Origin of the sequence: Curtobacterium flaccumfaciens, assembly GCF_018598405.1 — a bacterium.
Lineage (GTDB): Bacteria > Actinomycetota > Actinomycetes > Actinomycetales > Microbacteriaceae > Curtobacterium > Curtobacterium aurantiacum.
Window position 1 is genome coordinate 1 of the sequence record NZ_JAHEWS010000007.1, and the last position, 14,409, is coordinate 14,409.

General features: G+C 72.4%; 13 protein-coding genes. 3 read left to right on the top strand and 10 right to left on the bottom strand.

The features are described from left to right. Nucleotides 1–333: 333 nt before the first annotated feature. The 6 genes from KK097_RS05870 to KK097_RS05895 all read right to left on the bottom strand — a co-directional run bounded on the left by KK097_RS05870 (nt 334) and on the right by KK097_RS05895 (nt 7,496). Nucleotides 334–1,854: an inositol monophosphatase family protein gene (locus tag KK097_RS05870; protein ID WP_214544028.1), complete on the bottom strand. Its 1,521-nt coding sequence runs from the start codon at nt 1,852–1,854 to the stop codon at nt 334–336. 101 nt (nt 1,855–1,955) lie between these two features. Then, complete coding sequence (locus tag KK097_RS05875) at nt 1,956–3,032, bottom strand: ABC transporter ATP-binding protein (protein ID WP_214544029.1); 1,077 nt, start codon at nt 3,030–3,032, stop codon at nt 1,956–1,958. A gap of 69 nt (nt 3,033–3,101) precedes the next feature. After that, complete coding sequence (locus tag KK097_RS05880; RefSeq protein ID WP_214544030.1) at nt 3,102–3,914, bottom strand: ABC transporter permease; 813 nt, start codon at nt 3,912–3,914, stop codon at nt 3,102–3,104. Then, complete coding sequence (locus tag KK097_RS05885; protein ID WP_214544031.1) at nt 3,911–4,945, bottom strand: ABC transporter permease; 1,035 nt, start codon at nt 4,943–4,945, stop codon at nt 3,911–3,913. Before KK097_RS05885 ends, KK097_RS05880 begins: the two co-directional genes overlap by 4 nt. Next, on the bottom strand, nt 4,942–6,096 hold the full coding sequence (locus KK097_RS05890) for an extracellular solute-binding protein (RefSeq protein WP_214544032.1): 1,155 nt from the start codon (nt 6,094–6,096) through the stop codon (nt 4,942–4,944). Before KK097_RS05890 ends, KK097_RS05885 begins: the two co-directional genes overlap by 4 nt. Nucleotides 6,097–6,545: 449 nt before the next feature. After that, the gene (locus KK097_RS05895) at nt 6,546–7,496 is read right to left on the bottom strand and encodes a hypothetical protein (RefSeq protein WP_214531729.1); all 951 of its coding nucleotides are present in this window, start codon (nt 7,494–7,496) and stop codon (nt 6,546–6,548) included. 125 nt (nt 7,497–7,621) lie between these two features. Here KK097_RS05895 and KK097_RS05900 point away from each other — a divergent pair, with 125 nt between their 5' ends. Together KK097_RS05900 and KK097_RS05905 are read left to right on the top strand one after the other, a co-directional pair. Beyond that, complete coding sequence (locus KK097_RS05900; RefSeq protein ID WP_307858424.1) at nt 7,622–8,044, top strand: DUF3054 domain-containing protein; 423 nt, start codon at nt 7,622–7,624, stop codon at nt 8,042–8,044. Continuing rightward, complete coding sequence (locus tag KK097_RS05905) at nt 8,041–9,054, top strand: LacI family DNA-binding transcriptional regulator (RefSeq protein ID WP_214544034.1); 1,014 nt, start codon at nt 8,041–8,043, stop codon at nt 9,052–9,054. Before KK097_RS05900 ends, KK097_RS05905 begins: the two co-directional genes overlap by 4 nt. A 391-nt stretch (nt 9,055–9,445) precedes the next feature. Here KK097_RS05905 and KK097_RS05910 read toward each other — a convergent pair whose 3' ends face one another. Continuing rightward, on the bottom strand, nt 9,446–10,099 hold the full coding sequence (locus KK097_RS05910; protein WP_214544035.1) for a spermidine/putrescine ABC transporter substrate-binding protein: 654 nt from the start codon (nt 10,097–10,099) through the stop codon (nt 9,446–9,448). A gap of 70 nt (nt 10,100–10,169) precedes the next feature. Next, nucleotides 10,170–11,144, bottom strand: a complete 975-nt coding sequence (locus KK097_RS05915) for a DUF3097 domain-containing protein (RefSeq protein ID WP_214544036.1) — start codon at nt 11,142–11,144, stop codon at nt 10,170–10,172. An 80-nt stretch (nt 11,145–11,224) separates the two neighbouring features. Between KK097_RS05915 and KK097_RS05920 the strand changes: the two genes are divergently transcribed. Then, nucleotides 11,225–12,274, top strand: coding sequence for a zinc-dependent alcohol dehydrogenase family protein (locus tag KK097_RS05920; RefSeq protein WP_214544037.1), 1,050 nt, complete (start codon nt 11,225–11,227; stop codon nt 12,272–12,274). A 199-nt stretch (nt 12,275–12,473) separates the two neighbouring features. Here KK097_RS05920 and KK097_RS05925 read toward each other — a convergent pair whose 3' ends face one another. Both KK097_RS05925 and KK097_RS18625 read right to left on the bottom strand, forming a co-directional pair. Further along, complete coding sequence (locus KK097_RS05925; protein ID WP_214544038.1) at nt 12,474–13,196, bottom strand: methyltransferase domain-containing protein; 723 nt, start codon at nt 13,194–13,196, stop codon at nt 12,474–12,476. After that, on the bottom strand, nt 13,193–14,356 hold the full coding sequence (locus KK097_RS18625; RefSeq protein WP_214544039.1) for a type III polyketide synthase: 1,164 nt from the start codon (nt 14,354–14,356) through the stop codon (nt 13,193–13,195). The genes KK097_RS05925 and KK097_RS18625 overlap by 4 nt, the downstream gene beginning before the upstream one ends. Between the last annotated feature and the right edge of the window lie 53 nt (nt 14,357–14,409).

A 14,409-nucleotide genomic window follows, 5' to 3' on the forward strand; every position in this document is an offset into this window, starting at 1 on the left:
CGGCCCCGTGCGCGCTTGCAGCGCCGCACCCAGCAGCCAACCCCGCACCGGATCGCAGACCCCGCACCGTGCGCACCTCCGCAACCCGTGCCCGCTTCGCGGCCCCGTGCCCGCTTGCAGCGCCGCACCCAGCAGCCAACCCCGCACCGGATCGCAGACCCCGCACCGTGCGGACCCCGCACCGGACGGGAGGCGCGTGCCGACCCCGCCCCGCGCCTCCAGTCCGCACCGTGCGCACTTGCGCAACCCGTGGCGGCTTGGCGGCCCCGTGCGCGCTTGCAGCGCCGCACCCGGCAGTCAACCCCGCACCGAATCGCAGAACCCGCACCGTGCTCACCCCGCGGCGAGCGCCGCCGTCCACACCGCGTGCAGCTCGTCCGCGGCCCCCGGGTGCGCCACGAGGAACGGCTCCCCCACGGGTGGGAAGCCCTCGACGGGGCCGGAGCGGGTCAGCACGACACCCCCGGCCTCGTGCACGAGCAGCACCGCGGCCCCGTGGTCGACCGGGTTGAACGCCGAGACGCAGCCGCCGATCCCCCGCCCGGCCGCGACCTGCGCGATCGTCAGCGTCCCCGATCCCTGCACCCGGAGCGTGCAGGACCGGTCGGCCAGTGCGTCGAGGAACGCCCCGAAGCCCGGCCACGGCCGGTGTCCGTCGAGCTCGGTTCCGACGACGGCTCCGGCGAGCGGCCGGGGTGCGTCGTCGAGCCGGAGTTGCCGGTCGCGCAGGGTGGCACCGCGGCCGCGCCGGGCCTCGAGGACCTCGCCGCGCCACGGGTCAGCCACGACGCCGACGAGCGGGCGTCCGCCACGGGTCAGGCAGAGCGACATCGAGGTCCACGGGACCCCGTTGGCCAGGTTCGTGGTGCCGTCGACGGGGTCGAGGAACCAGCGGTGCCGGTCGCCCGGGGCCTCGCCGTACTCCTCGCCGGTGAAGCCGTGCGTCGGGAACACCATCCGCACGCGGGAGCGCACGTGCTGCTCCACCAGGCGGTCGACGTCGGTGACGAGGTCGGCGGGGTTGGCCTTCGTGTGCACCTCGCTGACGGGGTGCTCCCGGGTGTAGGCGATGACCTCGTGGGCGATGCGGTGGGCCAGGGCCTGGGCGCGCGAGGCGACCTCGGTCTCGGTGGGCTCGCGGTCCCGCTCGGGCCAGCCGTCCCGCTCCGCGGCGGACAGCGCGGCGCCGATGGAGCCGACGTCGTTCGTGGTGATCGAGTCGACACCGAGCCGGGCCGCCCAGATCGCGGGGTCGACGTCGTCGATGGTCCAGACCGCGACGCGCAGGCCCAGGGCGTGTGCCACCTCGACGGTGCGCGGGGTGAGGAAGGCGACGTCGAGGTTGAGCGTCGACGGTGCCAGCGCCTCGAGGTCTGCGGGGACCGGTGGGTCGAGGGACTCCCATGCGAGCCAGACGTCGGCGTCGGGCAGCACGGACCGGACGGCCGCCATCGCCGTGGGGGCTCCGCACCAGGCCACCTCGGTGGAGCCGCTGAACCCCGCGACGGTTCGGGCGGCGACCAGGGCGTCCTCGGCGTCGGTCAGGTCGATCAGCAGTGTCGACCGGCAGCCGTCGAGCCGTTCGAGCGCACCGTGGAGCCGCGGGATCCGGTCGAGGCCGTTGCCGAGCCGGGCGACGTCGCACCAGGCGACGTCGGACACCCGGCGGGCGTCGCCCCACATCCGGCCGAGGGTCTCGTCGTGCAGCAGGACGGCGACACCGTCGGCGGTGCGACGGACGTCGACCTCGATCACCTCGGCGCCGAGCGCCTCGGCGACCGCGATGGCGGGCAGGGTGTTCTCACGCCGGACGCGCGGCGCACCGCGGTGGGCGACGAGGCGTGGCGGACGCACGCCGGGCCTCCCGTCCGGGCTGGTGGCGACCACCTGGTCGACCGCAGACGCAGACGCAACCGAAGCCGACACGGCCGCAACCGACGTCGGGACCCCGGCGCTCATCGGGCGACCTCGAGCAGCACGCCGTCGCGGTGCACGAGCACCTCGCCGAGGCGGACCCCGGTCTCGGTGCCGACCGCCGGCGGCGGCCCGGTGACGAACGCGCGGAGTTCCGCGCCGTCCGTGGCGAGCACGACCTCGGCGAAGTGGCCGCGCATGAGCACCCGCGCGACCGTCGCCCGGATCGGCGAGTCGTCGGTGAGTGCGACCTGCTCGGGGCGGATCAGCACGGTGTCGGCGGCGGTCGGGCTGACGGACGTGCCGGCGAGGAACCGACCGGTGACGACGCTCGTCGACCCGATGAAGGACGCCACGAAGCTCGTTCCAGGGCGGGCGTAGAGGTCGGTCGGGGTGGCGATCTGCTCGATGCGCCCGTCGTGCATGACGGCGATCCGGTCGGAGATGCTGAGCGCTTCGTCCTGGTCGTGCGTCACGATCACGGTCGTGATGCCGAGACGCTGCTGGATGCGCCGGATCTCGTCGCGGACGCTCACGCGGAGCTTCGCGTCGAGGTTCGACAGCGGCTCGTCGAGGAGCAGGACGTCCGGCTCCTGCACGATGGCACGGGCCAGGGCGACGCGCTGCTGCTCGCCACCGGAGATCGCGGTCGGCTTCGAACCGGCGTGGTGGCTCAGCCCGACGAGCTCGAGCGCGTCCCGCACCCGCTCGGCGATCCGCTGCTTCGGCACCCGTCGGGTCCGCAGCGGGAACGCGACGTTCTGCGTCACCGTCATGTGCGGCCACAGGGCGTAGTTCTGGAACACCATCGCGCTCGGTCGGCGCTCCGGGCCGAGCGACGTGACGTCGCGGTCCCCCATGGTGACCACGCCGCCGTCGGCGGGCAGGAACCCCGCCACCATGCGGAGCGTCGTGGTCTTGCCGCAGCCGGACGGCCCGAGGAGCGAGACGAGCTCGCCCTTCGCGACGTCGAGGTCGATGCCGGCGACGACGTCGCGTCCGCCGAGCGTCTTGCGCAGTCCGCGGATGGTGAGTCCGCCGGTGCGGGCCCGGTCCGTCGTGCTGCCGTCGGCCTGGAGGCCCTGCGCGCGTTCCGTGACGAGCGTTGCGTCCGTCATGTGGTCGCCTTTCGTGCTGGTGTGGTCATCGGGATCTGCGTCATGTGGGGCTGCGTCATCGGGGCTGCGTCATCGGATCTGGAAGCCGTCCGCCAGTCGGCCGCCCATGATGTGCTTCCGGGCGAGCAGCAGCAGGACCACGGACGGGATGCTCAGCGCGATCGCGAACACCGCCGACACCTGGCGTGGGGAGTTCAGGACGAGCGAGTACATCGCCGTCGGCATCGTCATGTACGTCGGGGCGCCGACCAGGTACGTGCCCTGCGCCTCGTCGAAGGACGCCAGGAACGACATCACCATCGCGACGAGGATCCCGGGCCAGGCGATCGGGAACGTCACCTTCCAGAAGGTGCGCCAGCGGCTGGCCCCGGCGTCGCGGGCGGCCTCTTCGAGGGACCGCGGCACGGCCGAGAACGCGGCGGCCGGCAGCCACGTCATGAACACGACGCACCCCAGGACGTGGACGATCAGGATGCCGGTCACCGTGTTCATGAGGTCCAGCGCGGTGAACATCGCCGACATCGTGACGAAGAGGCCCATCTTCGGGAATGCGTTCGTGGCGAACAGCCCGACCAGGACGAGCCGTCGCCCCGGGAACTCGATGCGGCTGATCGCCCACGCGGCGGGCAAGCAGACCACGGCGGCGATGAGGACCGTGAGCGGGGCGAGGACGAGCGAGTTCTGCACCGCGACGGCCAGGCTGCGGTCCTCGAACACCGTGCCCCACCACTGCAGGGTCCAGCCGTCGGGCAGCAGGTTCGGGTACGTCCACGTCGTGGCGAAGGCCCGCGCAGCCAGCCAGACGAGCGGCCCGAGGATGAAGACGGCCAGCACGATCGCGGTCGCCCAGACGAGGGCGGTGCCGGTCAGACGCTTGATCACTGCTGCTCCTGACGCTTCTTGTCGAGCTCGCCCGCGTTCGAGCGGACCGTCGAGCGGAGGTAGAAGATGCTCGCGGCCGCGGCGAACGCGAACACGATGAACGCCATCGCGGTCGACTGCTGCGGACGGTTGTAGGCCTGGAAGTACTTCGAGATGTCGACGCCGAGCATCGTCGGGGCGTTCGGACCGGTGAAGTACGGCACGGTGAACGAACCGAGGACCCCGATCACCGTGAACGTCGTCGCGATGACGAGCGGGGTGGCCGCCATCGGCAGGAGCACCTGCCAGACGACGCGCCAGGTGCTCGCACCGGCGTCCTTCGCAGCCTCGACCAGGGCGTCCGGGGTGCCCTGCAGCGCCCCGGCGATCATGAGCACCGCGAACGGCAGGCTGGTCCAGACGCTGCCGAACACCACGGCGACGAGGGTGTACCCCCACACCGGGACGTCGAGCCCGAACTGTGCGCCGAGGCTCCGGAGGAAGCCCTGCGCATCCGTGAAGGTCAGGATCGACCAGCTCGCGATGACCACCGGCACGAAGATCGGCACCACGGCGAGGACACTGAGGGTCTTGCCGAGGAAGCCCCCGCGGAGCCGCAGGATCACGGCGACGACGACCGCGAGGCCCACGGTCAGGCCGGTCGACAGCGCGGTGACCCCGAGCGTCGCGACCAGGTCGCGCAGGAACGTGGCGTTGCCGAGCAGGGTGGTGTAGACCGCGAACGAGAAGCCGCGCACGGTGTCGCCGCCGATGTCGGCGAGCGCCTGGTTCAGGCCGCCGGTGAAGCCGAGGCTGAACAGGGCGGCGTTCACCACCGGGACGCCGACGAACAGGACGACCACGAGCACCGGGGCAGCGACGAGGGCGAGGCCCTGCCACCGCCGGCGGCGGGCCAGTCGCTCCTGCGCCGTGCGCCCGCTGGCGGGGTGCGCCGGGCCCTGGGCCTGGGGCGGGACGGGCGGGAGGCCCGTGGCGGAGTCGCCACGGGCCTCCCGGCCGGTTGCCGGGCCGTCCTGGACGGTCTGGGTCACTGCGGGACCTTCGCGTCCCACGCCGCGTTCATGTCGGCGGCGAAGTCGCTCTGGAACCCGAGGCGGAGCTGCGAGGGGTTCGCGTCCGCGAACTGCTCGGCGACGGACTTCGGCAGGCTGTCGAGCGGGATCACCGGGTAGCCGGAGACGGCGCTCGCGACGAGCTGCTGCCCCTTCGAGCTGAGCACGAAGTCGGCGAGCTTCTCGGCTGCCGCCTTCTTGGCCTCCGGCTCGGTCTTGGGGATGCCGAGGAAGCTCGCGCTGCCGGTGAACGACGGGTCCTCGATCTGCACGGCCTTGGTGGTCTTCGGGATGATGCCGGTCTTCTGCGAGGTGATGAACTGGTCGCTCCAGACCGGAGCCATCGCGATCTGACCGCTGCCGAGCAGCTGCACGACCTGGTCGTTGCCGTTCGGGTAGACGCCCTTCTGGTACGTCGACGGGCCGAGGTCCTTGAGCGCGGCGAAGCCCTTGTCCCACTTCGACTCGAGCGACTTGTCGTACTTCGTCTGCATCGTCTCCTGCTCGGCGGGCGTCAGGTACTTCGCGAGCACCGTGGCCACGAACGAGCCGCCCGAACCGCCGGAGGACGGGGAGTTGTAGGCGAACTCGCCCGGGTTGGCCTTGATCCAGGCGAGCAGGTCGTCGAGGGTCTTCGGCGGGTCCGTGACCTTCTTCGCGTCGTACGCCAGCAGCACGCTCGAGGCGCGGTACGGGATGGCGCTGTCGCCACCCTGCTGCTTCGTGGCGTCGGGGACGTCCTTCAGGTTCGGGATCGTGCTGTCGCTGACCGGTGCCATCAACCCGGCCTTGCCGGCGGTGGTGACGAAGCCGGCGTCGACGAGGTCGTACGCGACGGACTTGCCGGCCTTGACCGCGGTGGCGAGGTTCGCCTGGGTCTGGGCGTCGTGCTCGCCGTGCAGGTCGATACTCGTGCTGACGTGGATCTTCGGGTTCGCCTTCTCGAAGGCGGGGATGAGCGACTTGTCCCAGAGGTCCTGGACGTTGGTGTCGCCGCTGATGAACACGGTGAGGTCGGTGGTGCCGTTGCCGTCGGCAGCGTTCGAGGCGTTGGCGCTCTGGACGCAGCCGGACAGTGCGACGGTCGCGGCTGCCGCGATGGCGAGGCCGGCGAGGACTCGGGTCTTCACGTGGGTTCTCCCTGTTCCGTGGTGGTGCGTGGGGTGGGGCGGGGATGGGTGGTTCGAGGTGCTGGTCGTGCGGGGTGCTGGTCGTGCGGGCGGGCGTGTGGGAACGTTCCCGCGCCGGGTTCGAGTGTGGCGCTGCCGGGTGAACTCCGGGTGCCGCGGGCATCGCCGCCGGGTGAACTCCGGGTGCGGGGGTGCGGTGGTGCGGGTGCGATGACGGCGCACGGTGCGAGTTCCGCCGACCCGTGCGAGGTTGACGGCTTCGTGCCCGGCTACAACCCTGCACGGAGCGGGCTACTCGCCCCCGACCGGCGAAGGATGCACGGTGCGCGGCCCCGTTCTCTGCCGACGATCCCGCACACAGCAGCCAGGTCGGCCGTGGGCGACGAACCGCGCACCGTGCGGCCCCGCGACAGGCCGAACGATCCCGCACCGTGCGCTACTGACACCCCTCAGCGCGACATGCGGACTCCGGCCTGGCGAAGCTTCGCGCGGAGCACCCACTCGTTGCGCAGGTCCGACCAGGTGAGCCGCACCACGGTTCGCACCTCGGGGAACGCACGGAGCCGGTCTTCCCGGATCTTCTCGTCGAACAGCGCTTCCTCCGGCGTCCGTCCCCGCAGGTACGCACTGCTCCGGTACTTCACGGCTCCGTCGAACTCGACCACGACCCCGGCATCCGGGAACCAGAAGTCCACGACGATGTCCGGCTCGCCGACGGTCCGGAAGCGGTGCTGGAGGACCGGCGGTGGTGTCCCGAACTGGTCGAACCGCGCCCGTGCGTACGACTCCCCCGGTGAGTCCGACGCGGCATCGGCGAACCCGATCGCCCGGAGGGCGCGACGTCGTCCCTTCTGCCCGCGCCGCTCGATCGCCGATCGGACGTCTTCGCGCTCGACATCGCGACGGAGGAGCGCATCGAGGGACACGACTGCGTCGGTGAACGGCAGTGTGAGTGCGAGGTCGGTCGCCAGCCGATCGAGTCCGCACAACAGCAACCCGTCGGGCGTGGCGACCGGACGCTCGTTCCGCTCGGCGTCGAGGTCGGCGTGCACCACGAAGGTCGCGTTCGTGGTGCGCCGGTCGGCACCGCGTGAGGTCACGTGGATCCGTGTCGGTGGTGGGGTGAGCAGGGGCACACCGAAGACGACGGCGGCGGAGACGTGCGAGATCAGGTCTCCGGCGCGGATGCGGTCGGCGAACGAGCGGATTCGGACGTGGTGCTGCTCACTGGGTCGGAGTGCGGCCCATCCCGCAGACTCCGCGTACAGTCCGCGCGCGACCCGTGTGAGCTCCCCCGCAGCGGCCCGACGCCTGATGGCATCGGACTCGTCGGGGCGCTGTGCGGAGGTTCGGAACGTGAGGACTTCGGGGACCGGTGCGAGCTTGAGGTTCATCGACATACTCGTGATGCTCCGGATGCTCCGCCTTCGGAGCGGCACCGAGTGGGCGTGCTGTGGAGGACCAGCCGCGCCCAGCACCTTGTGGAGGAATGAGCGAGCACCCCGGAGGCTGCGAGAATGAGCGGGTGAACGCACGCACCTGGGGTTGGCTCGCAGCCGTCATCGACGTCGTCCTCATCGTCGTCTTCGCGCTCATCGGGCGCTCGTCCCACGGTGAAGCGAACACGGCGCTGGCACTCTGGACCACGGCCTACCCGTTCCTGGCGGGGTGGGCGATCGGGTACGTGACGAGCGGGGCCTGGGCGCGACCGCTGCGCTTCTGGCCGACCGGCGTCGTGGTCTGGGTCCTCACGGTCTTCGTCGGTCTGGCCGTCCGCGTCGCCACCGGCCAGGGCGACGTCGACGGCAATCCGCTGCCGATCTCGTTCGTCATCGTCGCGACGATCGTGCTCGGGGTGTTCCTGCTCGGCTGGCGCGCGATCACCCGCGGTGTGCTCCGGTTCACCGCATCGCGGTCGCGGCGGGACGCCGCAGCGTCCGACGCGTGAACAGCAGCCGTGGTGCCCAACCGACGATCCTCGACGTCGCCGCACGTGCGGGGGTCTCGAAGTCGGCGGTGAGCCGGGTCCTCTCTGGAACAGGTCGGTTCTCCGACGAGACCCGTGAGCGAGTCGAACGCGCCGCGACCGAGCTCGGGTACGTCGCCAACGCGATGGCCCGCGGGCTGGTCAGCGGCCGGACGAACACGATCGGGATGCTCGTCCGCGATGCATCGTCGATGGTCTACACCGCCCTGCACGCCGTGATGGAGCGCCGTGCATCCGAGCTCGGCTACCGCGTCGTCACCACGACGGGCGTCGGTCGGGTCGAGGACGAGAAGTCCGCCCTCGCAGCACTCGTCTCGATGCGCGTCGACGGCCTGGTCGTGTGCAGCGGCCTGATGCCGTCCGCCGACATCGCCGAGTTCGCGCCCCGCATCGCCACCGTCGTCGCCGGTCGGCCCGAGCTGCACCCGGCGCTCTCGAGTGTCTACTGCGACGAGGCCGACGGTGGTGCCGCGATCGCGGATGCCGTCGCCGACGCCGGCCACTCCACCGCGGTGGTCCTCACCGTCCCGCTCGACAACGCGATCACGCAGCACGCGAGATCGTCGGCCATGGTCGAGCGGCTCCGAGTACGCGGCGTCCGGGTGATCGACATCGACGCGAGCTTCGTGCGGCCGCCGGACGACCTCGCCGCCGATCTGGTGGACGCCGTGCAGGAGTCGGGCGTGACCGCGGTGATGTGCCCGACCGACCGGCTCATGCTCGACGTGTGCGAGGCACTGGCCCGCCGCGGTGTCCAGGTCCCGCGCGACCTCTCCGTGACCGGGTTCGACGGCGTGTACCCGCTGGCGAGCGACTGGATCGGCTTCACGACGCTCGAGCAACCGATCGAGCGCATCGGCCGCGAGGCGATCGACCTCGTCATCGGCCGCATCGACGACCCCGCGCGCCCCGTCGAGCACCGCTCGCTGCGCGGCACCGTGATCCCGGGCCGCACCCTGCTCCCCCGCTGAGCCGCCGACCTCACACCGTGCGAGTCAGCTCAACCCGTGCAGGCCCAGGGCCTCGCGCACGGTGCGGGGTCACTCGAGCCGCGCACGGTTCGCGACGCGGTGCGAGGTTCGAGAAGCGCGCACGGTGCGAGGTTCGCCAAGCGGTGCCGCCGCGGTGGCTCGGTGCGGTGCTACAAGCGCGCACCGAGCGGACAACCTCGCACGGGCCGACAGACACAGCACCGTGCGGCTTCGAACCACGACCGCACCCGCACCGCACGACCGCACCCGCGCACGACCGCACCCACGACCGCACCCGCACCCACGACCGCACCCGCACCCGCACCCACGACCGCACCCGCACCCGCACCCACGACCGCACCCGCACCCGCACCCGCGCCCCCGCGCCCGCCTAGAACAACCCGCTGCGCGGCCCGTCCTCGGGCCCGTCGAACCCGCGGAACATGTCCGACACCAGCGCCTCGATCTGCGGCTCGACCAGCCGCTCGACGGCCTCGGCGATCCGCGGCCGGTGGTCGATGAGCGCCAGGCACACGGCGGTCCCGGTCGACCGCGCGCACTCGTCGGACAGCTCGATCTCGTGCCGGAGTGCTGCCTTCGCCTCGTCGGACAGCGGCTCGCGAGGCGTCTGCTCCCCCGCGCCCGTCCCGGCCATCTCACCGAGGGTGAACAGGAACGGCGACCCCGGCGACGGCTCCGGATCCACGTCGAGCCCCTGGAACTCGGGCGACAACCCCTCGGCCGGCTGGTACCCCGCGTGCCGTTTGCGGGCCGCCGCACGCTCGAGTTCGCGCTGCAGCAACGGCAGGTTCTTCGCCGTGTAGTCGTCGACGGCGTCCTCGACGATGGTCGAGATCCGCCCGATCAGCGCGTGCTGGACAGCGTGCGGAACGTCGGGTCCGAACCCCGCGGCCGCGGCGATCGGGGACCCGGTGCACTTCCGGCAGATGCGGGTGCGCGGACGGGCGGTGCCGATCTGCCAGCGCGGCAGCCAGCGCAGCCACAGGTCGACCGCGCCCCGCACGCGACCGTCGATGCCGTCCATCCCTCAACAGTAGGCCTGGAGGCGCGGATCACCCCCGGCACACCGCGCCGGTCGGGCAATCCGCCGGTTCTCAGGCCTGGGGCTCGGTCACGAAGTCGATGAGCTCCTCGACACGGCCCAGCAGCTGCGGCTCGAGGTCGGCGAACGTCCGCACCTGCCCGAGGATCCGCTGCCACGCCCGGGCGATGTCGGCCTGCTCGGCGTGCGGCCAGCCGAGCGCCTGGCAGATCCCCTTCTTCCACTCGATCGAGCGCGGGATCGTCGGCCACGCCTGCAGTCCGACCCGCGCCGGCTTGACCGACTGCCAGACGTCGACGAACGGGTGCCCGACGACGAGCACGTGCGCACCCCACTTGCCACGCATCACGGCGTCGGCGAAGCGGGACTCCTTCGACCCGGGCACCAGGTGGTCGACGAGCACGCCGACACGACGGTCCCGGTTCGGCTGGAACTCGTCGAGCACGTCGGCCAGGTTGTCGACGCCGGAGAGTTCCTCGACCACGACGCCCTCGACGCGCAGGTCGGCACCCCAGACCTTCTCGACGAGTTCGGCGTCGTGCTTGCCCTCGACCATGATGCGGGAGGGCAGCGCCGCCCGAGCACGCTGCGACTCCACCGCGAACGATCCGGACGCGGTGCGGAGGCGACCACCGTCGGACGCCTGCCGCACGACGGGCGCACCCCCGGGCCTCCAGTCAGCATGCACGGAACCGACGCGACCAGCGGAACCGGCGGAACCGGCAGCACCAGCCCGGCCAGCGGAACCAGCACCAGCCGACCGCCCGACCGGCGCCGACGGCCGTCCCAGCGTCACGAGCTCCCCTTCGAGCAGGAACTGCCCCGTGAAGGGGAAGGAGCGCGTGCGGCCCTTCCAGTCCTCGAGCGCGATGTTGCCCGCTTCGAGCCCCACCACGGCACCCGCCCACCCGGAGTCCGGGTCCTCGAGCACCATGTCCCGTTCGAGCGGCACCTGCCGCACCTTCTTCACCCCGCGCGAGCGCCAGTCCCCCGAGAGCACATCGCCGCCGTACCGGTCGTCGTCCACCCGCACGAGGGTACTGTCGACGACGGCCCGGACGACGTCGACCGCGCCGGTTCCCCATCATCTCGACGGAAGGCCCTCCCGTGCGCGCAGCGATCATCCACGCCCCGAACGACATCCGCGTCGAGGAGCGCGACCGTCCCGGACTGCTCTCCGGCAAGGACGTCGTCGTCAAGGTCACCGCGGCCTGTGTCTGCGGCTCGGACCTCTGGCCCTACCGCGGCGTCACCGAGACGAAGCGGCCCCGGCCGATCGGCCACGAGCTCGTCGGCGAGGTCGTCGCCGTCGGTGACGCCGTCACGACCCTGCACGAGGGCGACTTCGTGATCTCCCCCTTCACCATGAACGACGGCACCTGCCAGGCCTGCCGCCACGGGATGACGACCGGCTGCGACCACCTGTCCGGGTTCGGCAGCACGGACGCGTACGGCGACCCCGTCGGCGGCGCACAGGCCGAGTACGTGCGGATCCCGGACGCCGACGCCACGCTCGTCGTCGTCCCCGGCCCGGTCGACCCGGCCCTGGTGCCGTCACTGCTCACCCTGTCCGACGTCTTCTCGACCGGCCACCACGCCGCCGTGTCGGCAGCGGTCGGCCCCGGCAAGACCGTCGTCGTGGTCGGCGACGGGGCGGTCGGTCTGTCCGCCGTGCTCGCTTCGAAGCGGCTCGGTGCGGACCGCATCATCGCAATGAGCCGGCACGCCGACCGTCAGGCCCTCGCGCGCGAGTTCGGTGCCACCGACATTGTGGCGGAGCGCGGCGACGAGGGCGTCTCTGCGGTCCGCGAGCTGCTCGGCGGCGACCTGGCCGACTGCGCCGTCGAGGCCGTCGGCACCGAGGAGAGCATGGACCAGGCGCTGCACTCGGTGCGCCCCGGCGGCAACGTCGGCTTCGTCGGGGTCCCGCACGGGGTGCCGTCGATCGGCACGCGCTACCTCTTCGACACGAACATCGCGATCGCGGGCGGCATGGCACCGGCCCGGAAGTACATCCCCGAGCTGCTGCCGGACGTGCTGTCCGGCGCGATCGACCCCGGTCGCGTCTTCGACCTGGAGCTGCCGCTCGACGAGGCCGCCGAGGCCTACCGCGCGATGGACGAGCGCCGGGCCATCAAGGTGCTGCTGCGCCCGTAGCGGCGTGCGTCGTGGACGCGACCAGCAGACGGACGGGAGGCCCGTGGCGGCGTCGCCACGGGCCTCCCGTCCGACGTCTGGTCGCGTCGTGGACCGCCAGCCGGTCCTTCGCGCTGGGCGACAGTTCGCGCGCTCGCACGCCCGTGACCTGTCGCTGAGCGCGAAACCCGGTTGCGCGACGCCGACGGCCGGCGCCCGCTCAGGCGTCGCGGATCGCCAGCACCCGGTGCGGCGCAGCCGCCTCGGCCCGCCACCCGGTGGGCAGGACATCGCGGAGCTCGGGCACGGTGAAGCTCCGGCGGATCGACCGCAGCCCGTCCACCCGGATGAACGTCCCCGCCGCCACGATCGGTGACGCCAGCGCGTACGCCCGGTAGGCCGCCGGCGACCGCCGGATGTCGGAGTGCAGGCTGCGTCCGATCGCGAGCTGCTCGGAGTCGGCCAGGAAGCCCCGCCGCTCGTCGTCGCCGAGGTGGTGCAGCACGTGGTTCGACACGACGACGTCGAACCGCTCCCCCGCCGCGACCAGGTCGCCGCTCGACTGCTGCCGGAACGTCACGCCTGCTGGTGTCGACCGCCGTGCCGCGGCGATGGCGCGTTCGTCCGGGTCGACCCCGACGACCTCGAGGTCGAAGCCGTCGCTCGCCGCCCAGCGCACCAGCGACCGGGCCAGGTCGCCGCCACCGCACCCCAGGTCGAGCACCCGGCCGCGGCCCTCGGCGGGCAGGGCCGGCACGACGTGCGATCGCCAGGCCGCGCGCCAGCCGCTCACGAGCGCGTTGACGACGGCGAAGCGCCGGAACGTGCGCGCGAGTGCGCGCGGGTCGCAGTCCGGGTCGTCCATCAGTTCGGTCAGGTCGAGCGCGCGGCTGCGCAGGTCGACGGCCGGGAGGCCCGTGGTGCCGCCGTCCCGACCGCTCACGCCGCGCCCGTGGTCGCGACGGGAACGCGGGCGGGTGCGACAGCGGGTTCCGCCGCGGGCGACGCCGCGGGCGACGCCTCGGTCCGGACCGCGGTCAGCAGGGCGCTCTCCACCGTGAGGCCGGGGCCGAAGGCGAGCGCGACGACCGCGCTGCCGTCGGCCAGACCCGCCTCGACCGCGTCGCGCAGGACGAAGAGCACCGTGGCGCTCGACATGTTGCCGTGTTCCCGCAGCACCCGCCGGCTCGACTCCATCGCGCTGTCGGGCAGGCCGAGCGACTCCTGGGTGCGGTCGAGGATGGCCCGACCGCCGGGGTGCACCGCCCACACCGGCACGTCCGAGGCAGGCCCGCCGGCGAGCAGGGGTTGCACGGCGCTCGGGACGTGCAGCCCGACGAGCTTCGGCACGGCGGTCGACAGGACCATCTCGAAGCCCTCGTCCCCGATGTTCCACGCCATCTCGGACGCGCCCTCGGGCACCACGGCCGTCGTGAAGTCGTCGAAGCGCAGACCGGCTCCGTCGCGGGCGACCACCGCGGCGGCCGCACCGTCCCCGAAGACGCTGTTCGCGACGATCTGGTCCGGGTCGTTCGAGGCGCGCACGTGCAGGGTGCAGAGCTCACCGCAGACCACGAGCACGACGGCGTCGGGGTCCTGGTCGACGAACGCGGCGGCGATCCGGAGCGCGGGGAACGCGGCGCAGCAGCCCATGAAGCCGATGTGGTGCCGGAAGACGCCCGCGGGCAGACCGAGCTGCTCGACGACGTCGATGTCGGGTCCGGGCTGCGTGAACCCGGTGCACGAGACCGTCACCAGGTGCGTCACGGCGTCCGGTGCGATGCCGGCACGCTCGACGGCGTCTCGGGCGGCCGCGACGAACAGCGGCGGGGCGAGTTCGCGGTACCGGTCGTTGCGCGAGCCGGTCGACGGCGACCGCAGCGTGCCGTCGTCGTCGCGGAAGGCGCCCCCGCCACGCGCGGAGTCGAGCTCCTCGAGCACGGTGTGCCGCTGGTCGACCGCCGAACCGTCGAAGGCCGCGGGGACGAGCCGCTGGCCGAGCCGACCAAGGTCGGGTTGGGCGGAGAAGAGGTCACGCACCCGAGGTTGGGCGAGGGTCGTCTCGGGGACGGCGGTTCCGATGGCACGGATGGTTGCGGACACGACTCATCCTGTCACCGGATCGCTGACGTGTCCCCAGGATGCACGGGAGGCAC

Coding starts and splice junctions, on each gene's coding strand:
- KK097_RS05895 (WP_214531729.1), bottom strand. CDS start 7,496: ATGTCGATGAACCTCAAGCTCGCACCGGTCCCCGAAGTCCTCACGTTC.
- KK097_RS05910 (WP_214544035.1), bottom strand. CDS start 10,099: ATGGACGGCATCGACGGTCGCGTGCGGGGCGCGGTCGACCTGTGGCTG.
- KK097_RS05875 (WP_214544029.1), bottom strand. CDS start 3,032: ATGACGGACGCAACGCTCGTCACGGAACGCGCGCAGGGCCTCCAGGCC.